Below are 26,542 nucleotides of genomic sequence, written 5' to 3'. Positions count from 1 at the left end.
ACATCGCCACGCTTATTTCGACAGACGCATCAAACCTTCCACCAAGGAGAGCCACATGACAGATCAAGAAGACAATCAACCGAGTCTGGAAGACGTCAAGCTGGCGTTCGACGGCCAGAGCCTGGATTGGTATCTGCAGAAGCTGGTCGCAACCGTCAACACCTCGAACGTGCAGTTCGGCATCACGCTGTTTGTGGAAGGCATCATCGTTTCCGGCCAGCTGGTTAGCGGGAAGCAATACTTCGAAGCGTTTGCGCAGGAATTTTCCGCTGCCTATCCCGGCGATGCCGAGGAAAAAGAGGATATCCGTCGCGCGTTTGCCAGCCATGCCAGCATCTACGACACCGAGGACGATGCGCAGCAAAGCAGCAGGCCGCCGCAGTTCATTCACCTGATCGAGTCACGTTGCTTCTCGCCCGGCGGCCAGCCGCTGCCCAGCAACCGCGGCGTGCTGTGGCGCGGCAAGGTCAATGCAGTGTCTGGCTTTACGTTGGGATCGCTGTCGGCAGACTAAGCCCAGCACGCTCCGCTTTGGTGTGAGGTGCTCGCCACCTCACATCAAACTGTTCGAACGGATCTCCAGGCATGCTGCAGCGCTGCACAACGGCGAAAGCGGCGTGCGTTGCCGCCGCTGTTCCAGCCAGCGCCAGTGGCCCATGATTTACCGCGCTGGCTTGCCAGCCGCATCACGCGGCGGCGCATTTTTCACGTAACGGTCGAACCAGTCCAGCATCTCGGCGACCACGTCTTCGGTGGATTCGCGTGCGGTATACCAGTGCGGTTCGAACGGCAGCAGTACCAGCCGTGCGGTGCCGCCGTTGCCGCGAATCGCCTGAAACAAGCGCGGTGCCTGGGTGGTTTCGGTGCCGGGGTTGGCGTCGTCCATGCCGTGCACGATCAACAATGGCTCGTTGATCTTGTCGGCGTGGAAGAACGCCGATGCCTGCGCGTAGATCTCCGGCGCGGCCCAGAACGAGCGTCGCTCGCTCTGGAAACCGAATGGCGTCAGCGTCTTGTTGTAACTGCCGCTGGTGGCGGCACCGGCGCGGAACAGGTCGGTGTGTGCCAACAGGTTGGCCGTCATCAGCGCGCCGTGGCTATGCCCGGTGACGCCGATACGCTGGCGGTCGACCACACCCAGCTCCACTGCCTTGTCCACCGCTGCGGTGGCGTCGTCCACCAGCTGCTGCAGGTAGGTGTCGTACGCGGTCTTGGGGTCGCCGACGATGGGGAAGGCGGCATCGTCGATGATCGCGTAACCGGCCAACAGCAGCACTTGGTAGTAGCTGAGGCGGGTGAAGTCGCGCTCGCTGGCGCCGCTGACCTGGCCGGCCTTGGGGGGGTCGGCATAGTCGAGCGGGTAGGCGTACAGGATCGCCGGTACGCGCGTGCCTTCTTTATAGCCGGGCGGCGTGTACAGGGTGAACGACAGCTCCACGCCATCCTTGCGCTTGTAAGTCACCAGGCGCTTCTTGATCTGCCGCACCAGCGGGGTCGGATCCGGGAAACGGGTGACCGGCGTGGCAGTGGAGGCAAGGATCGCCTCACCCGTCGCCGCCGTCGGCAATGGCTGACCCAACGTGCGCAGATACACGTTGGGCGGGTCGGTCGGCGACTGGTGCCAGGTCAGCAGGCGCGACACGTCATCGCCGGCAAAGCCGAAGAACAGTTCGTCCACACTGGCGTCGCTGCGGAACAGTCGCTGGGTCTTGCCACTGGCCAGTGCATAGCGATCCAGAAACGGCCGGTCGCCCGCCGGTGAGGCGCCCTGCCCGCTCAGGAACAACGCACCCTGTTCTTCGCGCAGTACGGCCTGGCCGTTGGCCAGCAGATGCGTTTCCGGCACGCCGGGATCGGCATACAGGTCGTCGGTGGACAAGTCGAACAACACCCGCCCGGCAGTACCGGGGCGGTCGGCATCCAGCAGCGTGGTGCGACGCCAATGGCGGTTTTCGTCGTACTCGTCCAACAGCGCCCGGCCGCCTTCGGCAAACCACGACAGGCCGGCATAGCGCTGCTGCACGCGCGTGAGTTCACGCGGCTTGGCGGTGAACGGTGCAGCCAGCGTCATCAGCTTGTCGCGCGCGGGCACGCTGGTTTTCCAGTCGCCTCCATCCAGCGCCTCCGCCCAGACCAGCGTGGCCGGTTGATTGGCACGCCAGGAATAGGCGCGCGGGCCGATCGCAACCCCTTGCACCGGCACCCGGTCGGCAACCGGCAGATCGGCCAGCCTGCGCTCGCTGCCGTTGGCCAGATCCAGCACCGCCACCTCGTGGGCGAAGCGCGCATAAGTGGTGACGTAGGAATACGGCTGCTTCAACCGCTCCACCAGCACGTGGCGGCCATCGGGCGCGCCATCCACGTTGCTGTAGACCGCAGGCGAACCGAGCTTGCGCTGGTTGCCGGTGGCCGCATCCACCGTGAGCAGCTGGGAGGTGGCGTAGTAGCTAAACAAGGCCTCGTCTTCTGGGCTGGAGAGCGTGTCGCGCGCCTCGTAGGTGCTGCTTTCGCCCTTGCCCTGGATGGTTTCCTTGACCTCCGGACCCGGCGGCACCGCCGCCTTGCGCGGCGCGGCGCCCAGGTCGTGCGGCACCGTCTTCAGCAGCAAGGTGTCGCTGCCGCCCAACCACTGGATTTCGCCACCCAGCACCGGGTTGAGTTGCACACCGTCGATCTTGCGCACGCTGCCGGTGGCCACCTCGCCCACCCAGAGCTCGACGCGATCGTTGGCCGTGTTGTTGAAGGCGAAGCGGCGCCCGTCCGGCGACCACACCGGCGCTGCCGGGCAGGCGCCGGCCGGCAGGGTCACCGCGGTCTGCTTGCCAGTGGCGACGTCGACCAGGCTGAAGCCTTCCAGGCAGGAACGAATGCCGTAGCCGCTGGACATGTCGTGACGGCTATGCGTGCGCGGCTCCACCCGCACGCCGGCCAGCTTCAGGTACGGCTCGGCCACGCGCGCGATCGGTGGATACTGCGTGCGCTGCACCAGCAACAGGGTCTTGCCGGTGGGATCCAGCCGCGGCGATGGATTGAGCGGCGCGCGCAACACGCTCAAGAGCGGCTCCGGCGGCTGCCGGTAACCGCCATCGGGCGTGGCGGCAAAGGCAGACACCGGCAACAGGCTGGCAAGCACCAGCCACCCGCTCCATCGGTACGCGCTGAGCATCTCGGTCGTTCTCTGGGCAATGATCGCAGCAAACTAGCACGCGCCTGCAGCCCTACATCTGCGTGCGCACGCAGCCCTGTCGCCGCGTCCGCAGCACGCGTGCAAACGCGCCGGTTACGCCGATGCCGTGAGCGTCCGCTGCAGGAACTCACCGATGTACTGCGCGATCTCCGGCGCATGCGTTTCCAGCGCGAAGTGCCCCGTGTCCAGCAGATGGATTTCGGCCTTCGGCAGATCCTTGGCATACGCCTGCGCGCCCGCCGGAATAAAGGCCGGATCGTGCTTGCCCCACACCGCCAGCAACGGCGGCTGATGCTTGCGGAAATACGCGTGGAATGCCGGATAGGCCGCCACATTGCTGCGGTAATCCAGGATCAGATCCAGCTGGATGTCTTCCGCACCGGGGCGCGCCATGTACGCGATGTCCAACGTGTAGCCATCGGGCGAGAGCTTGCTCGGGTCGGCACCGGTGCCGTATTGCCAGTCGCGCGTGGTCTGCGGCGACAAGGTGGCGCGGCACGCTTCACGATTGGCGTCAGTCGGCTCGCGCCAATACGCTTGCCACGCACCCCACTGGTCGCTGAAGCCGTCCAGGTACGCATTGCCGTTCTGGCTGATGATGGCGCTCACCTTGTGCGGGTTTGCCGCAGCCAGGCGAAACCCGACCGGCGCGCCGTAATCGAACAGATACAGCGCGTAACGGCTTAGTCCCAGCGCTTCGGTAAAGCCCTCGATCACCTTGTAAAGCTGTTCGAAGGTGTAATCGAACTGCCCGCGTGGCGGCGCCTTGGTATTGCCGAAGCCCGGCAGGTCCGGTGCAATCAACCGGTAGCGGCTTGCCAGCAACGGCATCAGATCGCGGAACATGTGGCTGGCGCTGGGGAAGCCATGCAGCAACAGCAACACAGGCGCATCCGCGCGCCCGGCTTCGCGATAGAACACCTCGACATCGCCGACGCGCTGGGTCTTGTAGGTCACGTTGATGCTTGGATCATGAGACATAGCGGCTCCTTTATTGGTCTGCGTGTTGCCGGAAAGCGCACCTGCATGCAGGCTGCCGGCGCCCAGCGCGACTGCCGTTCCGATGCACGAAACAAGCATCTTGCGGCGGCCGAGTTCGATCGCGTGATCGGCATTGAGCGTGATGGGTGAAGCGGACTGCGTCATGGCACGTCGACGATCGGATGAAGTGATCGACATGCTAGGCCTCGCTTCGCAGCAGCAGAACCACCGCGCCCATCAATTGACCATTGCGGCGCTCGCAATGCTGCGGCGCTCCCTGCACACGCCCTGCCCTGCACCGTGCATCGGCGGCGCACTGCTACTCTGTGGCGATAACCAAGCGTGAGGCACCGGTGGATCGCATCCAGGAAATGACGCTGTTTGCCGCACTTGCAGAGCAAGCGAGCTTTGCCGGCGTCGCACGCCGCCTTGGCATTTCCACCGCCACGGTGACGCGCACCATCGCGCAGCTGGAAAAACGCCTCGGCGTGCTGTTGGTGGTACGCACCACCCGCACCATGCGGCTCACCGAGGCTGGACAGCAGTACGCCATCGACTGCCGACGCCTGTTGGCCGACCTGGAGGATGTCGAAAATACAGCAGCCGGGTTGCACGCACTCCCCAGCGGATCGCTGACGGTGACGGCTCCGCAGATGTTCGGCGCGTTGCATGTCATGCCGGTGTTGACGCGCTTTCTCAGTCGTTACCCAAAGGTCACAGCACGCGCCATTCTGGCCGACCGCGTGCTACCACTGCTGGACGAGGGCATCGACGTCGCGGTGCGCATCGGCGCACTCCCCGATTCATCGTTGACCGCGATCCCGGTGGGCAGCGTGCGTCGCATGGTCTGCGCGTCGCCAAGCTATCTGGCAGAACACGGCATTGCGCAGCATCCAGACGATCTATCGCAGCACCACACCCTCTCGGTCGCATCTTCGGAGCGCGCACCCAAGTGGCCGTTTCGCATCGATGGGCGTGACTCTCTGGTCGAGGTTGGCTCACGCCTCAGCGTGACCTCGTCCAAGGCCGCCATCGGCGCCGCGGTACAGGGCTGGGGACTGACGCAAGTGCCGTCTTACCAGATCCGCGAACACCTCCAGAACGGCACACTTACGTGCATCCTCGAGACGTTCGAGATCGCACCGGAACCGGTGCATGTGGTCTACGTGGAAGGCCGTCGGGGCTCATCCAAGGTGCGCACGTTTGTCGATGACTGCGTGGATGCCCTGCGGCAGGATCTGATTTCTGCTGCATCGCTGAGCTAGACGTTTCGCCGTCACTGCTTCCGGGTTGTCCCCTCATGCAGCGGCTAGCCAGTCAGACCACGTCGACGGGATTGCTGCATTGCGCCTGCTCGATGAGTGCACCGGAATCACGGCCCAACAATGCTGGCCTAGCTGGCCGCGGATGCATTGCCGAGACAGCCGATGCCCGGCGATGCATGCGCACGCAAGATGCGTTCGCCACGGCGTTAAACAGCGCCCGTCACCGGTCACGTTGACGCAGCGGACTTCGCAAGTCCCCAGGCAGCCGTTCGGATTGTCGATGCAACGCCAGTCTGACGACAGCGCTGCACGGGGTTCCACCGCGCCTACCCAACAACACCCTGCCCGGCCGATTGCCCGGGCACGCGCGGCGCCCATCCAACCAGTCCTTGGCAGGACCCGACATCGAGCATCAGCAAACGCTTGCTTTTTTAGATGATGATAATCATCATAAATTCCATCTCAACTCGAAGACCTGTCATGACCATGCGTCCCACTGTTCTGATCACCGGCGCTTCCAGTGGCATTGGCGCCGTCTATGCCCAGCGCTTTGCGCAGCGCGGCCATGCGCTGGTGCTGGTGGCGCGCGACAAGCAGCGCCTGGAGGCATTGGCCGCCCGTTTGCGCGACGCCCACGGCGTCACGGTCGACGTCTTGCAGGCAGACCTGACCAGCCACTCTGAGTTGGAGGCGGTCGAGGCGCGCCTGCGCGACGACAGCCAGATCGAGATCCTGATCAACAACGCCGGCATTGCGCAGTCCGGTGGGTTTCTGGACCAGGATGCCGCCAGCATCGAGCGCCTGGTCGCGCTTAACACCACCGCACCGACCCGCCTCGCGGCGGCGGTGGCCGCGCGCCTTGCCGCTGCCGGTCGCGGCGCCATCGTCAACCTCGGCTCGGTAGTCGGGCTGGCGCCGGAGTTCGCCGCCACCGTCTATGGCGCGACCAAGGCCTACGTGCAGTTCCTGTCGCAGGGCCTGCACGTGGAACTCTCGCCCAAGGGCGTCTACGTGCAGGCCGTGCTGCCGGCCGCCACCCGCACCGAGATCTGGGAGCGCGCCGGGATGGACGTCAATGCATTGCCCGAGGTCATGGACGTGGAGGAGTTGGTCGATGCGGCGCTGGTCGGTTTCGACCGCCGCGAGCTGATCACCATCCCGCCGCTGCACGTGGCCGAACGCTGGGACGCACTGGACGGCGCCCGCCAGGGCCTGCTGTCGGACCTGCGCCAGGCGCATGCGGCCGAGCGGTATCACACCAGCACCTAAGCGCAATCCACAACGCGGCTGCGCGGGTGAGGCCACAACAGCCCTGCACGCCGCGCGTCAGCCGGCCGCACAGCAACACAGCCACGCGTTACCGCACACTCCACGTGTGGCAACGCGCTCCTTCTTCGCCGTGACCATCGAGAACATTCCATGACATCCAAGCATCCCGTGGCGCTGGTCACCGGCGCTTCTTCAGGTATCGGCCTTGCCGCGGCCACGCAACTGGCCGCTGCCGGCTACACCGTCTATGGCACCAGCCGCCGCGGCGCCGATGCAGGGCAGCGCGGCTTTCCGTTGCTGGCGCTGGACGTCACCGACGATGCGTCGGTGCAGGCCGCCATCGCAACGCTACAGACGCGCGAAGGACGCATCGACCTGTTGGTCAACAACGCCGGCATCGGCATCACCGGGGCCGCCGAGGAAAGCTCGATCGAGCAGGTGCGTGCGCTGTTCGACACCAACGTGCATGGCGTGGTGCGGGTGACCAATGCGGTGCTGCCGATCATGCGTGCGCAACGCAGCGGGCGCATCCTCAACGTGGGCTCGGGTCTGGGCTTGCTGCCGGCACCCTTCAGTGCGTACTACTCGGCCACCAAGCACGCGCTGGAAGGCTATTCCGAATCGCTCGATCATGAAGTGCGCGGCTTCGGTATTCGCGTGGCGGTCATCGAGCCGGGCGCCACCAAGACCGGTTTCGAGTCGGGCACCGCAACGGCGGACCGCCTGCTGCCAGCCTACGATGCGCTACGCGCCAGCTACCAGCGCGCCTACGACACGGCGATGGCGGTTGCCGACAGCGCCGACAGCGTGGCCGAGACCATCGTGCGGGCGGCCCGCGACCAGCACCCCAAGCTGCGCTATCCCTCGGGTAAGTCGGCACGGCAAGGCGCATTCGCCCGGCGATTTTTGCCACGCGCGTTGCTGGACAAGGTACTGCACAAGCAATTCGGCATGGGCTGATTCCAGCCCTGGGGTACGCGCCGCGCGAAGCTCAGCTGACGCGGCGCTCAAGGCAACGCGCTTTGCGTGTTGCTGCGTCCGTGCCGGCGAGAGCGCTGGCATCACGGCTGTAGCCGCGCGCCGTTGCTCGCCACCAGCGAGGAGGCCAGCAGCAATACGCTTGCCCCAATGAATGTGGCGCCGATCGACAGGTGATCCAGCAACACACCGCCCAGCGCGCCACCGAGCATGATGGACAACTGGATCGCAGCCACCATCAAGCCGCCGCCGCTTTCCGGCGCATCCTTGATGCAGCGGCTCAGCCAGGTGGACCACGCCACCGGAATTGCCGCGTTGAGCGTGCCCCAGGCGATCATTGCCACCGCCACCGCCCACAGCACGTGGCCGCCCAGCAACATGCCAAGCGTGACGACGCCCAGTGCGGCCGGCAACACGCTGAGCAAGCCGAACAGCCGCTTGGCGACCAGCGCGGTGGCCGCGTAGGTGCCAACGAAGCCGGCAAGACCCAGGCCAAGCAGCAACAACGACAGCTGCGACACATCGACCTGCGCGACGGTTTCCAGGAACGGGCGGAAGTAGGTGAATGCAGAGAATGCGCCAGCAAAGCCAAGCATCACCGCGAGCATTGCGCGAGCGACGTAGCGGCGCTTCAACAAGCGGGCGATATCGCGCAGCGAACTGGCACCTTGCGCCGGCATCGACGGCAGGCTGCGCCATTGCCAGGCGATGGCCAGCACCACCAACGGCACCATGCCCCAGAACACACCACGCCAGCCGATGATGGCACCGAGATAACTGCCCAGCGGTGCGGCAAAGGCAGTCGCGACGGCATTGCCGATAAACACGATGCCCAATGCCTTGGGCACGGCATGCTCGGGCATGATGCGCATCACCGTGGCGGTGGACAGCGCCCAGAACCCACCGATGGTGATGCCGAGCAAGGCACGCGCGACCATCAACATGCCAAAGCTGTGTGCGCTGGCAATCAACAACAACGACAGCAACATCACCGCGCTCAGGCCCAGCAATACATGGCGCCGGTTCAAACGCGACGACAGCGGCGCGATCAGCAGGCTGGCGATCACCGCAAACAGGCCGGAGATGGAGATCGCCTGCCCGGCCATGCCGGCGCTTGCGTGCAGGTCCGCAGCAATCGGCGTCAGCAGGCTCACCGGCATGAATTCCGATGCGATCAACAGCGCAACGCACAGCGACATCGAGCCGACCGCGCTCCAGGTCTGACGGGTCGCGACAACGGCATCGGGCTGGGCTGTATCGGTGGTCAAGGTGTTGGCTGGCATGGGGAAGCCTTAGGTAAGAGACAGGACACACGCACATGGGTGCGCTACGGCGCGCAAGCGACTGTGTTGTTCGGGATGGATGCGCTACGGGCGGCGATGGACTGCACCAGCCCGCACTTGCTTCGGCCGCACGACAAACGTGATGCAGCGCATGATCGCGGCGCCGGCGTACGCGTGTCTGGAGGTTGCGCAGGTTACGTGGTCCGCGTGCGCGGAGTAAGACACCTGCGCCGCACGAGCTTATGAGGTGCACTCATGAGCGTGGTCTGCGGATGATCGTGGTGAAGCGCGCGATGCACGGGAGATCGACGGTGCGTCCATACACGCACAGACCGGGAGATCGAATGCAATGCTGGTGCAGCCTAGATCCAGACGCCATCTTTGCTACAGCTGCGCGGCTGCGGCGCCTGTTTTCAAGTTCAGCGACCTGGCTCACGGTGCCGCCGTTCGACTCACATCAACAACGCTTCGCCGATCTCTGCAGATCCATGCAACGCGTCGCACGCCTGCACCGAATGCTCCGCCATCACACGCGCGCATCAGCCTTTGTAACGCAATGCATCCAGCACCAGATTGAACGCTGGCGACGAGTGGCGGCGGCTGGGATAGAACGCATGCAGGCCCGGCCAGGTGGGCGACCAATCCTTCATGATCCAGCGCAGGCGTCCGGCCTTGATATGTGCGCGGGCAAGATCCTCCTGCACGAACGCGATGCCGAAACCATCGACGGCCGCGTCCACCGCTTCATAGGTGCCGTTGAAGGTCAGCTGGCCCTGCACGCGCACGATGACTTCGCGGCCGTCCTTCTCCAGCTCCCAGGCATAGATGCCACCGGCGGTTTTCATACGCAGGTTGATGCAGCGATGGGCGGTGAGGTCCTGCGGCGTTTTCGGCAGCGGCCGGCGCGCCAGGTACGACGGCGATGCAACAAGCGCCATGCGCATGTCGGGCGCGATGCGCGCGGCGATCATGTCCTTTTCGACCTGGTCGCCCAGACGCACGCCCAAATCGTAGCGATCGGCAACGATGTCGGTCAGTCCATTATCGATGACTATCTCGACGTTGATGTCGGGGTATTGCTGCAGCAGCTTGGACAGTTTGGGCCACAGGATCGCGCGCGCGGCATAGTCGGTGGCGGTGATGCGCACGTTGCCTGCAGGGGTATCGCGCATTTCGCTCAGCGCCGACAGCGCGTCTTCGATCTCCGTAAATCGCGGCGCCACCGTCTGAATCAGACGCTCGCCCGCCTCGGTGGGCGCCACGCTGCGGGTGGTGCGCGTCAGCAGGCGCAAGCCCAGCGTGGCTTCGAGCCCGCGGATGGTATGGCTCAACGCCGACTGCGAGACGCCCAGCGTGGCCGCGGCCCGGGTGAAGCTGCCTTCGCGGACGATGGCGATCAGCGCCAACAAATCCTTGAAATTGTCGCGCGCCATTGGTGAATCTCTTTCATGGAATGCGCCGACTGTAGCAGCCGTTTGGATTGGAGGCGGCACAGTTATCGCCACTCTCCTGCGGGGCTCCAAGGCACGGCGTGCGCGCCACTGGCGTGCGTGCATTGGTGCGCCCGCGCCGCAAGCGTGGGCCGGGGCGTGGAGCCGGGGTTGGGGAGGGAGGGCTTGGCGAAGCAGGCGGTGCCTCGCTTCTATAGGCGCATGGCGAGGCGTTTGTCTTTGCAGGGACTGACAGCGCTCTGCGACGCCGCCTCATCCGCCCTTCGGGCCCCTTCTCCCGATAGGAGAGGGGACGCATGGCCACGGCGCCTGTCGCATTTTTTGCAACGCGTGACCCTAAAAAAACCGCTTTGGGGTGACGGGGGTGGTTCGTATAGTCGATCTCAAGGCGCTGCCCGCTCGGTAAGCGCCTGTCGCCACGCCATCGTCCGGGCACGCCATCGCCCGGCGATGCCTCGCCCTTCCCCACCGCCTGCGGAGGCTCCATGCATCAGTCGCTATCGCATCGCGGTCCGCGCAGCGCCTGTGGATCGGCTCACCCGCATCACGCCCTATGCTGAGCACCCAGCGCCTCTCACCGGACAGCGGCTCCGGCGCACGTGCGGTGGCGCGTTGCGATGCATTGGGCGTCGCGCCCTACAGCGACACACCCGAGGGACTGTTCCGCGCCTGGCTCAGCCCGGCGCACCGCGCTGCCATCGCGCAGGTGAGCACGTGGATGCGCCAGGCCGGCATGCAGGTGCGCCTGGACGCGGCGGCAAACCTGATCGGCCGCTACGACGGCACGCAGGCCGACGCACCGGCGCTGCTGATCGGCAGCCACCTGGACAGCGTGCGCGATGCCGGCCGCTACGACGGCCCGCTCGGCATCCTGCTCGGCATCGAATGCGTCGCCGCACTGCACGCGCAAGCGCGCCGCTTGCCATTCGCCATCGAAGTGATCGCGTTCGGCGACGAAGAAGGCTCGCGCTTTCCGGCCTCGATGTTCTGCAGCCGTGCGGTGGCCGGCACGCTCGACCCGACCACGTTGGCGGTGACCGACGCCGCCGGCATCGACGTCGCCACCGCATTGGCAGACTGGGACCTGGATATCGCGCACATCCAGCACGCCGCACGCACGCCGGGCAGCGTGCTGGCGTATCTGGAAACCCATATCGAACAAGGCCCGGTGCTCGAAGCCGACGGCCTGCCGGTGGGCATCGTCACCGCGATCGCCGCGCAACGCCGCTTCGCGCTGCGCTTTGACGGCAGAGCCGGGCATGCCGGCACCACCACGATGGTGCTGCGTCGCGATGCCCTGAGCGCTGCGGCCGAGGCGCTGCTGGCGATCGAACGCATCGCACGCGATGGCAGCAACGATCTGGTCGCCACCGTCGGCAAGCTGCAGCTCGCACCCGGCGCCGTCAACGTGGTGCCCGGTCGCGTGGATTGCACGCTGGACGTGCGCGCCGGCGACGACGCCACCCGCGATGCCGCAGTGCGCGCCATCGAACAGGCACTGGCACGCATCGGTGCAGCGCGCGGTATCGCCATTGCCATCACCCCGCTGCAAACCCTCGCCGCCAGCCCATGCGCACCGACGCTGATGACCCGGCTCGACCACGCCGTCGCCGCGCAAGGTATCGCCCCGCGGCGGTTGGTCTCCGGTGCCGGCCACGATGCGATGACGATGGCCGCACTCTGCCCAACCGCGATGCTGTTCGTGCGCTGCGCCGGCGGCATCAGCCATCATCCGGACGAACACGTCGACCCGGCCGATGCCGAGGTCGCCCTGGCGGTCATGCGCCATTTCATCGAACACCTGGGAGACCCCCTTGTCACCTGATCTGCGCCACCTGCATACCTTTGGCGAACTCGACCCACCACAACGCCTGTTGATGGGCCCCGGCCCGGTCAATGCGCATCCGCGCGTGCTGCGCGCGATGGCGGCCGATCTGCTGGGCCAGTTCGACCCGGAAATGACCACCTACATGAACGAGGTGATGGCGCTATACCGGCCCTTGTTCGGCACCGAAAATCGCTGGACGTTTCTGGTCGACGGCACCGCGCGTGCCGGCATCGAAGCGGCGCTGGTATCGCTGGTGCAACCGGGCGACCGCGTGTTGGTGATCAACTTCGGCCGCTTCGGCTTGCTGCTTACCGAAATCCTGCAGCGCCTGGGCGCCGACGTGCACAGCGTGGATGCACCGTGGGGCGAGGTGGTGCCGCTGGCCGCCATTGCCGAGGCGATCGAACGGGTGGCACCCAAACTGGTAGCCACCGTGCACGGCGACACCTCCACCACCATGGCGCAGCCGCTCGATGGCCTGGGCGCACTGTGCCGCGCGGCCGGCGCGCTGAGTTACGTGGATGCCACCGCCACCATCGGCGGCATGGAGATCGCCAGCGACCGCTGGGACGTGGACGTGGTGACCGCCGGCCTGCAGAAATGCCTGGGCGGTCCGTCCGGCTCGGCACCAATCACCGTGTCCGAGCGCGCGGCCGAGGCGATCTTTGCGCGCCGGCATGTCGAACGCGGCATCGTGCGCAACGACATCGTCAACGGCACCGGGCCACGCATCGCGTCGAACTATTTCGACCTGGCGATGATCATGGATTACTGGTCGGACAAGCGCCTCAACCACCACACCGAAGCCACCACCATGCTGTACGGCGCACGCGAATGCGCACGTGTCGCGCTGCAGGAAGGCCTGCACGCACGGTTCGCGCGCCACACCGCCGCCAGCCGTGCGGTGAGCGCCGGCATCACCGCGATGGGGCTGGAGGTGTTCGGCGACGCGGCGCATCGCATGACCAACGTCACCGGCGTGGTGATCCCGGCGGGTATCGACAACGACGCGGTGCGTCGGCGCATGCGCGAGGATTTCGAGATCGAGATCGGCACCGCCTTCGGCCCGCTACAAGGCAAGATCTGGCGCATCGGCGCGATGGGCTACAACGCGATGAAGCACAAGGTGCTGCTCACCCTGGCCGCGCTGGAAGCGGTGCTGCGTGCCGAAGGCTACACCTGCACGCCGGGCCTGGCGGTGGAAGCCGCCCTGGCGGCCTGGCATGCGGAGCCGGCTGCATGAGCGCGGCGCGCGACATGGTCGGCTACGGCGCCACCCCGCCGGCTGCGCAGTGGCCGGGTGGCGCGCGCATCGCCGTGCAGTTCGTCATCAATTACGAAGAAGGCGCAGAAAATTGCGTGCTCAACGGCGATGCGGCATCCGAAGCATTTCTGTCGGAAATGGTCGGCGCACACGCCCAAACCGGCGCACGCGCCATGGCCATGGAAAGCCTGTACGAGTACGGCAGCCGCGCCGGGTTCTGGCGGCTGCATCGGCTGTTCACTGCGCGCGCGGTGCCGGTGACCGTGTTCGGCGTGGCGAACGCACTGGCCGCCAATCCCGACGCAGTGGCCGCGATGCAGGCTGCCGACTGGGAAATCGCCAGCCACGGGCTGCGCTGGATCGACTACCAACACATCGACGAAGCCACCGAGCGCGCGCATATCGCGCAGGCCATCGCGGTGCACACCCGCGTCACCGGCAGCCGCCCGCTGGGCTGGTACCAGGGCCGCACCAGCCCCAACACCGCACGCCTGGTTGCCGAAGAAGGCGGCTTTGTCTACGACGCCGACAGCTATGCCGACGATGTGCCGTATTACGACACCCGCCACGGCCGCGCGCAGTTGATCGTGGCGTACACGCTGGACGCCAACGACATGAAGTTCGTCGCCTACAACGGGTTTGCCGATGGCGAACCGTTCTTTCGCTATCTGCGCGACAGCTTCGAGCAGTTGCGCAGCGAAGGCGGGCGCATGCTCTCGATCGGCCTGCACGGGCGCATCGTCGGCAAGCCCGCACGCGCGGCCGCACTGGCGCGCTTTGTCGATCACGTGCTGGCCAGCGGCGATGCGTGGGTGGCGCGACGCATCGATATCGCGCGCCACTGGTTGCAGGTGCATCCGGCATGAGCATTGTCACTGCCGACATCGATCTGCCCGAGGTGATCGCGCAGGTGACTGCCGCCTTCCACGCTTACGAAAGCGCATTGATGCGCGATGACATTGCCGCGATGGATGCGCTGTTTCATGCAGCGCCCAGCACCGTGCGTTACGGCGTGGGCGAAGTGCTGTACGGCATCGACGCGATCCGCGCGTTTCGCATCGGCCGCGGCGGCTCGCCACAACGCCAGCTTGCGCATGTAGAAGTGCACAGCTATGGCCAGGACTGCGCAACCGCCCATGCGGAATTCGTCCGCGAAGGCAGCAGCGCGCGCGGCCGCCAGAGTCAGAGTTGGGTACGTTTTGCCGATGGCTGGAAAGTGGTGGCCGCGCACGTGTCGCTGCAAGGGACTCACGCATGAGCGTGACCAACGACCGTGTGCTGGACGAGGCTGCCTTCGTGGCGCGCTATCGCGAGGTGTTCGAACATTCGCCGTGGGTGGTGGAGCGCGCCGTGCGTCGCCGCCCGTTCGAGGACGTGTATCACGGCTTGATGCAGGTGGTGTTCGATGCATCGCCGCAAGATCAGGTCGCGTTGATTTGCGCGCATCCGGAGCTGGCCGGCAAGGCGGCCATCGACCGCACGCTCACCGCCGCCTCGGCGGCCGAGCAGGCCTCGGCCGGTCTTGATCGGTTGAGTGAGGACGAATTCACCCGCTTCCATGCGCTCAATCAGGCCTATCGCCAGCGCTTCGGTTTCCCGTTCGTGATCTGCGTGCGGCTGCACGACAAGGCCGGCATTTTGGCCGCGCTGGAGCAGCGCATGGATGCCTCGCGCGACGCCGAGATCGCCACCGCCCTCGCCGAGATCGGCAAGATCGTCCACTTGCGCCTGGAGGCACTGCCATGAGCCTGGCCCAACTCGAACGCGAGCTCGCCCGCGACCTACAACGTCTGGCCCATGGCGGCGATGCCTGGGTGCAACCGCGCGTACATCCGGCCGGGCATGTCTACGACGTGGTGATTGTGGGCGCCGGCCAGAGCGGGCTGGGCGCGGCGTTCGCACTGCAACGCGAGCGCGTGCACAACGTGCTGGTCATCGACGAAAACCCCGCAGGCCAGGAAGGCCCCTGGGTCACCTACGCACGGATGCAGACACTGCGCACGCCCAAGCAGATCACCTCGATCGACCTGGGCGTGCCCTCGCTGACCTTCCGCGCCTGGTGGGAAGCGCAACACGGCAGCGCGGCCTGGGACACGCTGGACAAGATTCCGCGCGCCCGCTGGATGGACTACCTGCGCTGGTACCGCGCGGCGCTGCGGCTGCCGGTGCGCAACGCCACGCAGCTGGCACGCGTCGAACCCGAGGTCGCGCCCGGCATCCACCGGCTGCATCTGTCGATGGGAGCGCCGCTGCTGACGCGCAAGCTGATCCTGGCCACCGGCATCCAGGGCGGCGGGCAGTGGGTGGTGCCGGACTGGATCGGCCGTGCCCTGCCCAGCCACCGCTACGCACACACCTCCAGCCATATCGACTTCGCCGCGCTTGCCGGCAAGCGCGTGGGCATTCTCGGCGGCGGCGCCTCCGCATTCGACAACGCCTGTTTTGCGCTGGACCAAGGCGTCGCCACGGCCGAAGTGTTCGTGCGCCGCAGTGAATTGCCGCGCATCAACCCGTTCCGCCACATGGAGCAGGCCGGCATCATTCCGCGGTTTCTGACGCTGCCCGATGCGGACAAGTACCGGATGATGGCCAGCTTCTTCGCACACAACCAACCGCCCACCAATGACACCTTCCAGCGCGCTTGCGCGCACCCAGGCTTTGCGCTGCACCTGGGCGCGCCGTGGCTGGAGATGGCCGAGCGCGATGGCGCGGTGGTGGTGCGTACCCCGCACGGCGAACACCGCTTCGATTTCCTGGCCGTCGCCACCGGCCTGGTCACCGACCCACAGCTGCGCCCGGAGCTGGCCGCGCTATCCGGGCGCATCGCCTGCTGGGCAGACCGCTACCAAGCACCGCCGGGCCAGGCCAACCCGGTGCTCGATGCACACCCGTATCTGGGGCCGGGCTTCGAACTGTTACCACGCACGCCCGACGACGCCGCACTGCTGCACGGGCTGTTCGCCTTCAACTATTCGGCGCTGATCAACCACGGCCCCTCGGCCGCCGCGCTATCCGGGCTCAAGGTTGCGCTGCCGCGGCTGGCCCGCGCGGTGGCCGACCAGCTGTTCCTGGACGACCGCCAGGCCATGGTCGACAGCTATCTGGCCTACGACCAACCCGAATTCGTCGGCCAGTGGCCGCAACCGACCCAGGCGGTCGCATGAGCACCCTGTCCACCCATGTGCTGGATACCGCCGCCGGTCGCCCTGCTGCCGGGGTGCCGCTGCGCCTGTTCGCCGGCGACACATTGCAGCTGGAGGCGGTCACCGACCAGGACGGGCGTTGCCCGGCGCTGGCTATCCTGACCCTGCTACCCGGCCGCTACCGGCTGGAATTCGACGTGGCCGGCTACTGGCGCGCCACCGGCACCGCACTGGCCGACCCTCCGTTCCTGGAACAGGTGCCCATCGCCTTCGGCATTGCCGACGACGGCCATTACCATGTGCCGCTGCTGCTGTCGCCGTACGGGTATTCCACGTATCGCGGCAGCTGAGTGGCGCTCAGACCGACTGTGCTCGCCCGCAAGACCGGCGCGGTCGATACCGTGGTCCGACGCCTACCGCTCAACCTGCAACTCCCACGCACCAGCCGTATGCACCCGACAGCGGCTCACGACGGCTGCCCACAACGCCTTGTCAGCCGCTTCCGGGCGGCTTCAGATCGGTAACGGATCGGCGCGACACACGCCGCATTCCACCCCGGCCCCGTAGAATGACGCCTTTCCGGCGACAGGCCGGGGCCCCGGAATTGTCATGATCCACAACGATGTACTGCGCAGCATCCGCTACATGCTCGACCTCAGCGACGACAAGGTGGTGGAAATCACTCACCTGGCCGACCCCGAGTTCGCGCTCGACAAGCCGCAGGTACAGGCCTGGCTGAAGAAGGAAGACGAGCCCGGTTTCGAGCCCTGCACCGATGCGATGCTGGCGCGCTTTCTCGATGGCCTGGTGCTTCGCTTCCGCGGCCGCGATGAAAGTCAGCCGGCCCGCCCGCTGGAAACCCGCGTCGGCAATAATCTGGTGCTGAAAAAACTGCGCGTGGCCTTCGAACTGAAGGACGTGGACATGCACGCCATCTTCGCTGGCGCCGGCTTCCCCCTGTCCAAGCCTGAACTGTCGGCCCTGTTCCGCCAGCCAGGCCACAAGAACTTCCGCCCTTGCGGCGACCAACTGCTGCGCGCCTTCCTCAAAGGCCTCACCGCCCGGGTGCGCGAAGCGGGTTAAGCGTGCCTGGCGCACTGCCCGACGGATCCCGATCCGTACGGGCGTGCCGCAGCGCAGCGGCATCGCGGCTTGCACAGCTGACGCATGTGGATAACGCAAACCCAACACCGCGATCACTACGCTTCAAAAGTGACCACACGGATGTGACGCATGGGGAGTGCACCAGGATTGCGTGCCGAGTCACGTTGGCACGAGTCGGCATCGGCATTGCTCGCTGTGTTCGTGCTGCACGTGGTGTTTGCCGTTTGGCTCATCCACCTATCCCCTGACCGCATGCCACGGCAGCGCGACATCACCGCCACGCGCATCACCCTCACGTTCATCGCACGTGACCCGTCGCCAGCACCCACCCCGCCTGTACGGATGCGGCAACCAGCCCCCAAGGCACCGACGCGCACGAACACGCGTCTCATCGCGACTGCGCAACAGCCTATCGGACCCGCGTTGGCGACGCCCTCGCCCCTGACTCCCGGCACGGCCGCGACCGGCACGCCCGGCTTGAACCTGCAGGTGCAAGACACCACGCCAGTAATCGCCGCACGCAGCCAGCGCCTGCTCACGCCGCCGGATGCCTTGCCGGTGGACACCACGCGCTTCAACCAGGCCTGGGCGCCGGATGGTGGCGAAGTGCAGCAGACCTGGGCCTTCCGCTCCGGCTTGGCGCGCGCGGCTTTATCGATGACCGGGGCCTTACGCCAGCCCTGCAACCAGCGCGAACGCAATCAACGCCTGGAAAAATGCTTCGGCAGGCAATACCAGAGCGATGTGGAACCGCCCGTGTCGCCCGGCCGCTGAAACAGGCGACGCAGCTGCAGCGATCCATCGCCGCTGCCGCGCCATGATGCAACCCACACCATCTAGCAAGCCGTGGTCAGGCGGCAACGCGCGGCGCGCAGAAACCGGCGTGCAGACGTCGCCCTTCTTGCCGGCACCGCAAACCCACCGCGCACCTGTCGGCGACGCAGCGGCTGCGCGCCGCGCTTACGCAGCCGCCACCAAGCGCGGCTTGCGTGCATCCAGGCGGAACACCGACACCGCTTCGCTCAGCTCCACTGCCTGTTCTTCCATCGCACGTGCGGCGGCCGAGGCTTCTTCCACCAACGCTGCATTGCGCTGGGTGGTTTCGTCCATGTCGTTGACGGTGCGCGCCACCTGTTCGATGCCCGACGATTGCTCGCGCGAGGCGGCAGAGATCTCGGCGATCAGCGTGGTCACCTGCTGCACCGATTGCACGATGTCCTGCATCGTGCGTCCGGCCTGATCCACGCGCGCGCTCCCGCGCGCCACGCTCTCCACCGATGCATCGATCAACTGCTTGACCTCCTTGGCGGCACCGGCCGAGCGCTGTGCCAGCGCGCGCACTTCGGAGGCCACCACCGCAAAGCCGCGGCCCTGTTCGCCGGCGCGCGCGGCTTCCACCGCCGCGTTCAACGCCAGGATATTGGTCTGGAACGCGATGCCGTCGATGACGCTGATGATCTCGGCGATCTTCTTCGACGACACTTCGATCTCGCCCATGGTATCGACCACGCTGGCGACCATCTCGCCGCCACGGCCGGCGATGTCGGCAGCGGCCTGCGCACCACGGCTGGCCTGCTGCGCGGTGTCGGAGTTCTGCCGCACGGTCGAGGTGAGTTCTTCCATCGAGGCGGCGGTTTCTTCCAGATTCGCCGCCTGTTGTTCGGTGCGTTGCGCCAGATCGCTGTTGCCGGCGGCAATTTCTGCCGAGGCGGTGCGGATGGTCTGCGCGGCCAGCGTGATATCGCCAACGATATCGGTCAGGCGTTGCACGGTGGCGTTGGCATCGTCGCGCATCCGCGCGAACACGCCCTGCTGGTTACCGCGCATGCGCGCGGTCAGATCGCCATCGGCAATCGCCTTGAGCAGCTGCGACAACTCGCCCAGATTCTGGTCCACGTTCTGCATCAGGCCATTGAGGCCCTCGACCATGCCGCGGAATTCGAACTTGTAGGCATCGGCATTGCCGCGGGTCGCAAAGTCGCCGGCCGCAGCGGCGTCCACCAGGCCGCGAATTTCGCCATTGATGGCCGCCAGGTTGCGCTTGGTGGTGTCCATCGCATCGGTAATCTGCGCCTTTTCGCCCGGCAGGCGCGGCATGTCCACCGACATGTCGCCCACCGCGTAATGCTGCATCACCTGCAGCATGGTGCCGATCAGGCCCACCTGCGCGCCGATCAATCCGTTGGTGTCATCGACCATGCGGCCGTAAGCGCCGGGAAACGCCTGCGCGTCCATGCGGTAGCTCATCTGCCCGGCTTCGTGGCGCTGCGCCATGTCCGCCTGCGCGCTGGAGACATCGGTAAGCGTGTTGACCACCTGCCCCATCGCCTGGCCAAGCAGGCCGATTTCATCGCGATTGCTGACCGCAGCGCGCGCGGACAGATCGCCGGCCGCCACTAGGCGTGCCGCACGCGCGACGTTTTCGATGGGCCGCACGATCGAGCGACGAATCCACCACCCCAACACCACCACCAGACATAACGCCGCAGCAATGGTGGCCAGCGCCGAATACACCAGCATGTGCTGCGCCGATTGCGAACTTGCCAGTACGGCCGCATCGGCCAACGCCTTGCTGCGCGCGACCAACGCCTCCAACGTCTGGCTGGGCGCGCGGTCCTTGCCCTTGACCAGCTGGTCGCCCACCTGGGTGTCGTAACCGGACTCGGCAAACTTGCCCAACGCCGCTTCGTAGCTGACCTGCAGTTCCAGATGCGCCTTGGCAAAGTCCTGCGCCAACGTGCGCGCCTGCGGATCGGCCAGCGCGCCTGCCAGTGAGGTGACCGTGCCCTGCACGCTCTTGCCCTTGTCGCGGAAGGCAGTCAGATGTTTTTCGAGCTGTGCAGGGTCGCGGCCCCGGATCAGCACGTTCTTCCATTCCTGCACCTGCAGGCGGAAATCGCGGGTGAGTTCTTCGCTGGCAGAGGCCTGCGCCACTTCCACCGGCACCTTGCCGGACAGACTCAACCAGGCAGAGCCCAGACCGCCAAGTGCGCATAACAGGATGATCGACAGACCAAGCGCAAGGGCGCCCAGCAGCTTGCTTTGCAGACTGACAAAACGCGGGGACGGGGTGGACATGGTCAATCCAATGACGGGTTCAACCGGGTTATCGACGCCGGCCATGCACTCTGAAGCATGCAAGCCTCCTGCATTTGCACTCGTCGGATCCGCCGCGCAGCAACTGAGCGGACGCTGCCGGAGCGGCTAAATGGCGCACATCTTTGTGCACGCAGGCTCTTGGTCCGCAGCACGTCGCTGGGCAGCAAGCGCTGGCGGCAAGCCCACACAGTTGCGTTGCCGACAGGCCATACGCCATTCCCTGACAGGCTTCACCTCGATCCCCGACCATCGCACCGGCGCGAGCAGGCCCGTATCCTTGCCGCGCATGACCGAACCTGCATTCCCCATCGCCCCACTGCTGCCGCAGATCCGCGACAGCCTGGCCGCCCACCCGCGTCTGGTGCTCGAAGCCCCGCCCGGTGCCGGCAAGACCACCCAGGTGCCGCTGGCGTTACTGGATGCGCCGTGGCTGGCCGGCCGCAGCATCGTGATGCTGGAACCGCGCCGGGTGGCCGCGCGTAGCGCTGCGCTGTTCATGGCGCGCCAGTTGGGCGAGCCGGTCGGCGAAACGGTGGGCTACCGCATCCGCTTCGAAAACAAGACCTCTGCGCGCACCCGGATCGAAGTGGTCACCGAAGGCATCCTGACCCGGATGATCCAGGATGACCCGATGCTGGAACGCGTGGGCGCGCTGCTGTTCGACGAATTCCACGAACGCCATCTGGCCGGCGACCTCGGCCTGGCGTTGGCGCTGGACGTGCAGGCACAGGTGCGCGAGGACCTGCGCATCGTGGCGATGTCGGCCACGTTGGATGGCGAGCGGCTGGCCGGCTTTCTGGATGCGCCGCGCCTGAGCAGTGCCGGGCGCAGTTTTCCGGTGGAGATCGCACATTTCCCCGCGCGCCGCGACGAAGCGCTGGAACCACAGACGCGGCGCGCAGTGGAGCATGCCCTGCTCACCCATCCCGGCGATGTGCTGGTGTTTTTGCCCGGCCAACGCGAGATCGCGCGCGTGCAAGGCGCCTTGCAGGACGCACTGGACCCGGCCATCCAGGTATTGCCGCTGCACGGCGAGTTGTCGGTGGACGCGCAAAGCCAGGTGCTGCAGCCGGATGCGCAGGGCCGCCGCCGCGTGGTGCTGGCCACCAACGTGGCAGAGTCCTCGGTGACCTTGCCCGGCGTGCGCGCGGTGATCGACAGCGGCCAGGCGCGCGAGCCGCACTACGACCCCAACAGCGGCTTTTCGCGGCTGGATGTAGCCACCATTTCGCAGGCGTCGGCCGACCAGCGCGCCGGCCGTGCCGGACGCGTGGCCAGCGGCTGGGCGTACCGGCTGTGGCCGCAATCGCAGCGCCTGGAGCCGCAACGGCGCGCCGAAATCACCCAGGTGGAACTGGCCGGCCTGGCACTGGAACTGGCTGCCTGGGGCAGCGATGCGCTGCGCTTTGTCGATACCCCGCCCACTGGCGCGCTGGCGGCCGCGCGCGAATTGCTGCAACGGCTGGGCGCGCTCAGCGACAGCGGCGGCATCACCGCGCTGGGCCGCCGCATGCTGGCGCTGGGCACGCATCCGCGTCTGGCCGCGATGCTGGCGCAGGCCGGCGCTGCATCGCGCCTGGCATTGGCCTGCGACCTGGCCGCGTTGCTGGAAGCGCGCGACCCGCTGCGGCAGGGCGGCGATGGATTGGCCGCACGCTGGCGCGCGTTGGCGGCATTTCGCCAGGGCCGCAACGCGCCCGATGCCAACCGCGGCGGCCTGGCCGCGATCGACAGTGCCGCCAAACAATGGCGCCGCCGACTACGCTGCGACACTGCCCCACCCAGCAGCGTGGAGGCGCACGCGCTGGGCGACCTGCTCGCGCATGCCTTCCCCGACCGCATCGCCGCACGCCACCCGACCGACCCGTTGCGCTATCTGCTCGCCAACGGCCGCAGCGCGCGTCTGTTCGACCACAGCGACCTGCGCGGCGAACCGTGGCTGGTCGCTAGCGAGCTGCGTTACGAGGCCAAGGACGCCCTACTGCTGCGCGCCGCTCCGGTCGACGAGGCGTATCTGCGCCGCAGCCTGCCCGAGCGTTTCGTGCAGCAGGACGTGGTGCAGTGGGACGCCGACAAACGCGCCTTGGTCGCGCGCCGGCAATCCAGCTTCGACCGCATCGTGCTCGACAGCCGCCCCGCCGGCCGTGTCGATCCCGCCCAGGCCGCCGGCGCCCTGACCGAGGCGGTGCGTCAGCTCGGCCTGGATGCCCTGCCCTGGACCGAGACCCTGCAGCAATGGCGCGCCCGTGTGCTGTCGCTGCGGGTGTGGATGCCCGAGCTGGAGCTGCCCGATCTCTCCGATACCGCATTACTTGCCTCGTTGGACCGTTGGCTGCGCCCGGCCTTCGCCGGTAAGACCCGGCTCGACGCGCTGGATGAGTCCAGCCTGGGCGAGGCGCTCAAGGCCGCCCTACCGTGGGAACGCCGCCAGGCCATCGACCGCCACGCTCCGACCCGCATCAACGTGCCGTCGGGCATGGAACGCCAGATCAGCTACGCACTCGACCACACCCAACAACCGCTGCCGCCGGTGCTGGCGGTCAAACTGCAGGAACTGTTCGGCCTGGCCGAAACCCCGCGCATTGCCGATGGCCGCATCCCGCTGACCCTGCACCTGCTCTCGCCCGGCGGCCGCCCACTGCAGGTCACGCAGGATCTGAAAAGCTTCTGGGCCAACACCTATCCGGACGTCAAAAAAGAAATGAAGGGCCGGTATCCCAGGCATCCATGGCCAGACGACCCCTGGACAGCCGCCGCAACCCATCGCGCAAAACCCCGCGGTACCTGACCCGCCTTGCTGTAGCCGCTCGCCGCCGGGAGAGCGGTTGGGGTGCGGGGACGGCCGCCCGTTGGTCGTGCAATGCGAAGCGGCATCTCTTTTGAACGCAGGCAACAGCGCTTTTTAACCGTTAGCCAAACGGCGCTTACTGCCGCTAACGCCGCCTATACGCCATTGGCCACAGACTGCAGGTCACGTACTCGGAAAGGAAACGCCTTCAATGAGCAAGCTGACTGTGATCACCGAACGCGCCCTGGAGCGTGCCCTGGAACTGGCCGGCACCGCCGGCGACCAACTGCGTCATGCCGCATCCACTGCGGGCGACCAGGCACGTAGCGCCGGCAGCAGCCTGCGTCATTTCGGTCCGGGTGCCAGCGAATGGCTGAAGACCGGCGTGGCGCTGGGCGCAGTGCGCAGCGGCGGCAAGGCAGCCAGCAAGCTGGTCAAGCGCAACCCGGCCATCACCGTGGCAGCGGCCGTCGCCGGCCTCGGCCTGATCGGCTATGCGGTGTATCGCAAGCGCCAGCGCGATCAGCAGGTGCTGGGTGGCAATGTGCATCGTCTGGATCGCGAACATGCCAGCAATGCCAACGCACGTCGCGCCGCCTACCAGCGCCGCGCTGCAGTGACCCCGAGCGACGGCGTCGAATAAGACACCGAGTCCGCCGAACAAGCGGTTTGCACTCCAGAACGCCACGGCCTCGCGCTGTGGCGTTTTCGTTTGTGGGCAGGCATTTCATAGCGCTGTGTGGCACTCAGCCGCATAGCAACCCACTACGTTGCCTGATCGCTATGCCGCTTTAGAGCAGCTGAGAAAACGACTGCGCTCACCGCCAGGCGGGCGCGGCTGGTGCTCGGTGCAGCAGGGACTACCCGTACACCTACACGCCGGATCCGAGTGCGGCATCCACACCCAGGTAAGAGCTGCTCGCTACGTGTCGTCAGCCGCTCGTTGAACGAGGCATGCAATCGCCGCAGTTCGATCGCATCACTGGCGATTGCAGCGATCGCACCATCGACGTGATCGCAACACCCCAGCGCTATCTGCGCGACCCACGCCCCTGTCGCGGGCCAGGCGTGTCATCCACACGCCACTGCCCAGGCGCGAGCGCATCCAGTCTCCAGTCGCCGATCGCTACCCGCACCAGACGCAAGGTGGGCAGACCGACCGATGCGGTCATCCGACGCACCTGACGGTTACGGCCCTCGCTGATCTGCAGTTCCAGCCAGGCATCGGGCACGGTCTTGCGCACACGCACCGGCGGATTGCGCGGCCACAGCTCCGGCGCGGGGTCGAGCGTGCGCACCGCTGCCGGCCGGGTCGGGCCGTCGTTGAGCAGCACGCCATCGCGCAAGGCCTGCAGCTGTGCGTCCTGCGGCTCGCCTTCCACCTGCACCCAGTACGTTTTGGGTTGTTTGTGCCGTGGGTCGGTGAGCCGATGCGTCAGTGCGCCATCGTCGGTGAGCAACAACAGCCCTTCGCTGTCGTGATCCAGGCGGCCCGCCGCGTACACGTCCGGCGGCAGGCCGAACTCGGCCAGCGTGCGCTTGGGCGGCTGCGAGCGGTCGCTGAATTGCGATAGCACGCCATAGGGTTTGTTCAACAGCACCAACATGGACAGACCTGTTGCAGGAGAGCGCTGCGCGCAGCGATCGCCGCGCGTGGCTGTATGACGTAAGCAAGATGCGCACCACCAGCAGCGCGGTCGCTGGCATGCGGCATCCCGTGGAAACAACGGAAACTTCGGGTGCGCAGGTCACACCATGGTCAAACGTAGCTGTCCGCCACGCATCGCAGATCCCGTCTCGACGCACTCGCAACGCACATGCACTGCGTTCTTGCGTCCGGCTGTCATACACACACAACCGCACGCCACATGACCGCCGTGATGCGCAGCAACCACTGCATGCCGGCCGCATCTGCGCCGGCATGCAGACACGTGCTTACTGTTTGACGAACTTCAAGGTCATGCGGTCGCTCTCGCCGATCGCCTTGTACTTGGCATCGTCGGCCTTGTCGTGGCTGTTGCTCGGCGGCAACGTCCACACGCCACCCGGGTAATCCTTGGTATCACGCGGATTGGCGTTGAGCTCGCTTTTGCCGGCCAGCTTGAAGCCCGCCGCTTCGGCCATCGCAATCACCTGCGCCTGACCGACATAGCCGCTCTTGTCGTCGGCCGGCACGTCGGTCTTGGCGCGGTGCTCGACCACGCCCAGCACGCCGCCGGGCTTGAGCACCTTGTAGAAGCCGGCGAACATCGCCTCGGCACTGCCGGCCATGCGCCAGTTGTGCACGTTACGGAAGGTCAGCACCAGGTCGGCCGAGTTGTCCACGCCGAACGACGGCGACTTGGGCACATACGACACGAACGACGGCTTGCCATACACCTCGGGCTTGGCCTTGAACTTCTTTTCCAGCTCGTCGCGCGCACGCTGGGCGTAATCGCGGTTACGGCCTTCGGATGCCGACGCCGGGTCGACCACCGCTGCCACGTACTTGCCCTTCTCGCGCAAGTAAGGCGACAGGATTTCCGAATACCAGCCGCCGCCGGGCGTGATCTCGATGACGGTCTGGGTCGGCTTGATACCGAAGAACGCCAGCGTCTGGCCCGGGTGGCGGTACTGATCGCGCTGCACGTACACACGGTCGCGCCAGTTGCCATTGATGGCCGCCTGCAACGCGGCATCGGGCGCCGGCGGGCTCGCGCTGTCGGCCGGCTTCATGGCCATCGCCAGGGGCGCACTCATCGCCACCATGACACTCATCACACACGCACAAGCCAGCTTGTTGCGGATCATCGCAGCGCCCTCTTCCGGGTAAAAGTAGCGCGAGCCTAGCACGCGGCCCGGGGCCTGCCATGTGCCCGAATCGCAATGCTCAGCGGTGGTTCGCATCGCCGTGCATCCGCGA

At 66.4% G+C, this 26,542-nt stretch carries 22 protein-coding genes; 15 read left to right on the top strand and 7 right to left on the bottom strand.

The genetic code is table 11. From position 1 onward, the window contains the following. Positions 1-55: 55 nt before the first annotated feature. Complete coding sequence (gene gvpU / locus ABQU90_RS11675) at positions 56-514, top strand: gas vesicle accessory protein GvpU (protein WP_055853542.1); 459 nt, start codon at positions 56-58, stop codon at positions 512-514. A 147-nt stretch (positions 515-661) separates the two neighbouring features. On the opposite strand, the gene ABQU90_RS11670 is transcribed toward gvpU, so the two are convergent. Then, positions 662-3,166 carry a S9 family peptidase gene (locus ABQU90_RS11670; protein WP_323521042.1) on the bottom strand — a complete coding sequence of 835 codons (2,505 nt, stop codon included), beginning with the start codon at positions 3,164-3,166 and terminating at the stop codon, positions 662-664. Positions 3,167-3,280: 114 nt separating this feature from the next. Further along, positions 3,281-4,168, bottom strand: coding sequence for an alpha/beta fold hydrolase (locus tag ABQU90_RS11665; RefSeq protein ID WP_323521041.1), 888 nt, complete (start codon positions 4,166-4,168; stop codon positions 3,281-3,283). A 371-nt stretch (positions 4,169-4,539) separates the two neighbouring features. Here ABQU90_RS11665 and ABQU90_RS11660 point away from each other — a divergent pair, with 371 nt between their 5' ends. The 3 genes from ABQU90_RS11660 to ABQU90_RS11650 all read left to right on the top strand — a co-directional run bounded on the left by ABQU90_RS11660 (position 4,540) and on the right by ABQU90_RS11650 (position 7,662). Continuing rightward, positions 4,540-5,433 (top strand): LysR family transcriptional regulator, encoded by an 894-nt coding sequence (locus ABQU90_RS11660; protein ID WP_323521143.1) that lies wholly within the window; start codon positions 4,540-4,542, stop codon positions 5,431-5,433. A 480-nt stretch (positions 5,434-5,913) separates the two neighbouring features. Continuing rightward, positions 5,914-6,702 (top strand): SDR family NAD(P)-dependent oxidoreductase, encoded by a 789-nt coding sequence (locus ABQU90_RS11655; RefSeq protein WP_323521040.1) that lies wholly within the window; start codon positions 5,914-5,916, stop codon positions 6,700-6,702. 150 nt (positions 6,703-6,852) lie between these two features. Further along, complete coding sequence (locus ABQU90_RS11650) at positions 6,853-7,662, top strand: oxidoreductase (protein ID WP_311239146.1); 810 nt, start codon at positions 6,853-6,855, stop codon at positions 7,660-7,662. Between the two features lie 101 nt (positions 7,663-7,763). Here the strand turns inward: ABQU90_RS11650 and ABQU90_RS11645 are convergent, their stop codons facing one another. Next, positions 7,764-8,963: an MFS transporter gene (locus ABQU90_RS11645; protein WP_323521039.1), complete on the bottom strand. Its 1,200-nt coding sequence runs from the start codon at positions 8,961-8,963 to the stop codon at positions 7,764-7,766. A 539-nt stretch (positions 8,964-9,502) separates the two neighbouring features. Then, entirely contained in the window at positions 9,503-10,396 is an 894-nt protein-coding gene (locus ABQU90_RS11640) for a LysR family transcriptional regulator (RefSeq protein ID WP_055853559.1), read from the bottom strand. A 571-nt stretch (positions 10,397-10,967) separates the two neighbouring features. Here ABQU90_RS11640 and ABQU90_RS11635 point away from each other — a divergent pair. The 9 genes from ABQU90_RS11635 (at position 10,968) to ABQU90_RS11595 (ending at position 18,527) form a co-directional block, all read left to right on the top strand. Further along, complete coding sequence (locus tag ABQU90_RS11635) at positions 10,968-12,239, top strand: allantoate amidohydrolase (RefSeq protein ID WP_323521038.1); 1,272 nt, start codon at positions 10,968-10,970, stop codon at positions 12,237-12,239. After that, the gene (locus ABQU90_RS11630) at positions 12,229-13,485 is read left to right on the top strand and encodes a pyridoxal-phosphate-dependent aminotransferase family protein (protein ID WP_323521037.1); all 1,257 of its coding nucleotides are present in this window, start codon (positions 12,229-12,231) and stop codon (positions 13,483-13,485) included. The genes ABQU90_RS11635 and ABQU90_RS11630 overlap by 11 nt, the downstream gene beginning before the upstream one ends. After that, on the top strand, positions 13,482-14,372 hold the full coding sequence (puuE, locus tag ABQU90_RS11625) for an allantoinase PuuE (RefSeq protein WP_323521036.1): 891 nt from the start codon (positions 13,482-13,484) through the stop codon (positions 14,370-14,372). The genes ABQU90_RS11630 and puuE overlap by 4 nt, the downstream gene beginning before the upstream one ends. Next, positions 14,369-14,764: an oxalurate catabolism protein HpxZ gene (gene hpxZ, locus ABQU90_RS11620; protein WP_323517898.1), complete on the top strand. Its 396-nt coding sequence runs from the start codon at positions 14,369-14,371 to the stop codon at positions 14,762-14,764. The genes puuE and hpxZ overlap by 4 nt, the downstream gene beginning before the upstream one ends. Next, on the top strand, positions 14,761-15,252 hold the full coding sequence (gene uraD / locus ABQU90_RS11615; protein WP_323521035.1) for a 2-oxo-4-hydroxy-4-carboxy-5-ureidoimidazoline decarboxylase: 492 nt from the start codon (positions 14,761-14,763) through the stop codon (positions 15,250-15,252). Before hpxZ ends, uraD begins: the two co-directional genes overlap by 4 nt. Continuing rightward, on the top strand, positions 15,249-16,670 hold the full coding sequence (gene hpyO, locus ABQU90_RS11610) for an FAD-dependent urate hydroxylase HpyO (protein ID WP_323521034.1): 1,422 nt from the start codon (positions 15,249-15,251) through the stop codon (positions 16,668-16,670). The genes uraD and hpyO overlap by 4 nt, the downstream gene beginning before the upstream one ends. Next, on the top strand, positions 16,667-16,999 hold the full coding sequence (gene uraH, locus ABQU90_RS11605) for a hydroxyisourate hydrolase (protein WP_323521033.1): 333 nt from the start codon (positions 16,667-16,669) through the stop codon (positions 16,997-16,999). Before hpyO ends, uraH begins: the two co-directional genes overlap by 4 nt. Before the next feature lie 259 nt (positions 17,000-17,258). Further along, positions 17,259-17,732, top strand: coding sequence for a YehS family protein (locus tag ABQU90_RS11600; protein WP_055853578.1), 474 nt, complete (start codon positions 17,259-17,261; stop codon positions 17,730-17,732). Between the two features lie 444 nt (positions 17,733-18,176). Continuing rightward, the gene (locus ABQU90_RS11595) at positions 18,177-18,527 is read left to right on the top strand and encodes a hypothetical protein (protein WP_323521032.1); all 351 of its coding nucleotides are present in this window, start codon (positions 18,177-18,179) and stop codon (positions 18,525-18,527) included. 186 nt (positions 18,528-18,713) lie between these two features. Here the strand turns inward: ABQU90_RS11595 and ABQU90_RS11590 are convergent, their stop codons facing one another. After that, positions 18,714-20,831, bottom strand: coding sequence for a methyl-accepting chemotaxis protein (locus tag ABQU90_RS11590; RefSeq protein ID WP_323521031.1), 2,118 nt, complete (start codon positions 20,829-20,831; stop codon positions 18,714-18,716). Positions 20,832-21,138: 307 nt separating this feature from the next. Here ABQU90_RS11590 and hrpB point away from each other — a divergent pair, with 307 nt between their 5' ends. Then, on the top strand, positions 21,139-23,640 hold the full coding sequence (hrpB, locus tag ABQU90_RS11585) for an ATP-dependent helicase HrpB (protein WP_323521030.1): 2,502 nt from the start codon (positions 21,139-21,141) through the stop codon (positions 23,638-23,640). A 211-nt stretch (positions 23,641-23,851) separates the two neighbouring features. Next, positions 23,852-24,283, top strand: coding sequence for a hypothetical protein (locus ABQU90_RS11580; protein WP_055853585.1), 432 nt, complete (start codon positions 23,852-23,854; stop codon positions 24,281-24,283). A 388-nt stretch (positions 24,284-24,671) separates the two neighbouring features. Here ABQU90_RS11580 and ABQU90_RS11575 read toward each other — a convergent pair whose 3' ends face one another. Together ABQU90_RS11575 and ABQU90_RS11570 are read right to left on the bottom strand one after the other, a co-directional pair. Further along, positions 24,672-25,247 (bottom strand): pseudouridine synthase, encoded by a 576-nt coding sequence (locus tag ABQU90_RS11575; RefSeq protein ID WP_323521029.1) that lies wholly within the window; start codon positions 25,245-25,247, stop codon positions 24,672-24,674. Between the two features lie 328 nt (positions 25,248-25,575). After that, on the bottom strand, positions 25,576-26,430 hold the full coding sequence (locus ABQU90_RS11570; protein ID WP_323521142.1) for a class I SAM-dependent methyltransferase: 855 nt from the start codon (positions 26,428-26,430) through the stop codon (positions 25,576-25,578). Between the last annotated feature and the right edge of the window lie 112 nt (positions 26,431-26,542).

Source organism: Xanthomonas sp. WHRI 10207, assembly GCF_040202975.1.
GTDB lineage: Bacteria > Pseudomonadota > Gammaproteobacteria > Xanthomonadales > Xanthomonadaceae > Xanthomonas.
This window is presented reverse-complemented; position numbering and strand designations above follow the sequence as displayed.

Excerpts from the sequence above, each read along its gene's own strand:
- hpyO (WP_323521034.1), top strand. The coding sequence starts at position 15,249 with ATGAGCCTGGCCCAACTCGAACGCGAGCTCGCCCGCGACCTACAACGT.
- puuE (WP_323521036.1), top strand. The coding sequence starts at position 13,482 with ATGAGCGCGGCGCGCGACATGGTCGGCTACGGCGCCACCCCGCCGGCT.
- ABQU90_RS11570 (WP_323521142.1), bottom strand. The coding sequence starts at position 26,430 with ATGATCCGCAACAAGCTGGCTTGTGCGTGTGTGATGAGTGTCATGGTG.
- ABQU90_RS11655 (WP_323521040.1), top strand. The coding sequence starts at position 5,914 with ATGACCATGCGTCCCACTGTTCTGATCACCGGCGCTTCCAGTGGCATT.
- hpxZ (WP_323517898.1), top strand. The coding sequence starts at position 14,369 with ATGAGCATTGTCACTGCCGACATCGATCTGCCCGAGGTGATCGCGCAG.
- ABQU90_RS11660 (WP_323521143.1), top strand. The coding sequence starts at position 4,540 with ATGACGCTGTTTGCCGCACTTGCAGAGCAAGCGAGCTTTGCCGGCGTC.
- ABQU90_RS11670 (WP_323521042.1), bottom strand. The coding sequence starts at position 3,166 with ATGCTCAGCGCGTACCGATGGAGCGGGTGGCTGGTGCTTGCCAGCCTG.
- ABQU90_RS11600 (WP_055853578.1), top strand. The coding sequence starts at position 17,259 with ATGATCCACAACGATGTACTGCGCAGCATCCGCTACATGCTCGACCTC.
- uraH (WP_323521033.1), top strand. The coding sequence starts at position 16,667 with ATGAGCACCCTGTCCACCCATGTGCTGGATACCGCCGCCGGTCGCCCT.
- ABQU90_RS11665 (WP_323521041.1), bottom strand. The coding sequence starts at position 4,168 with ATGTCTCATGATCCAAGCATCAACGTGACCTACAAGACCCAGCGCGTC.
- ABQU90_RS11590 (WP_323521031.1), bottom strand. The coding sequence starts at position 20,831 with ATGTCCACCCCGTCCCCGCGTTTTGTCAGTCTGCAAAGCAAGCTGCTG.
- ABQU90_RS11645 (WP_323521039.1), bottom strand. The coding sequence starts at position 8,963 with ATGCCAGCCAACACCTTGACCACCGATACAGCCCAGCCCGATGCCGTT.
- gvpU (WP_055853542.1), top strand. The coding sequence starts at position 56 with ATGACAGATCAAGAAGACAATCAACCGAGTCTGGAAGACGTCAAGCTG.
- ABQU90_RS11580 (WP_055853585.1), top strand. The coding sequence starts at position 23,852 with ATGAGCAAGCTGACTGTGATCACCGAACGCGCCCTGGAGCGTGCCCTG.
- uraD (WP_323521035.1), top strand. The coding sequence starts at position 14,761 with ATGAGCGTGACCAACGACCGTGTGCTGGACGAGGCTGCCTTCGTGGCG.
- ABQU90_RS11635 (WP_323521038.1), top strand. The coding sequence starts at position 10,968 with ATGCTGAGCACCCAGCGCCTCTCACCGGACAGCGGCTCCGGCGCACGT.
- ABQU90_RS11575 (WP_323521029.1), bottom strand. The coding sequence starts at position 25,247 with ATGTTGGTGCTGTTGAACAAACCCTATGGCGTGCTATCGCAATTCAGC.
- ABQU90_RS11640 (WP_055853559.1), bottom strand. The coding sequence starts at position 10,396 with ATGGCGCGCGACAATTTCAAGGATTTGTTGGCGCTGATCGCCATCGTC.
- hrpB (WP_323521030.1), top strand. The coding sequence starts at position 21,139 with ATGACCGAACCTGCATTCCCCATCGCCCCACTGCTGCCGCAGATCCGC.
- ABQU90_RS11650 (WP_311239146.1), top strand. The coding sequence starts at position 6,853 with ATGACATCCAAGCATCCCGTGGCGCTGGTCACCGGCGCTTCTTCAGGT.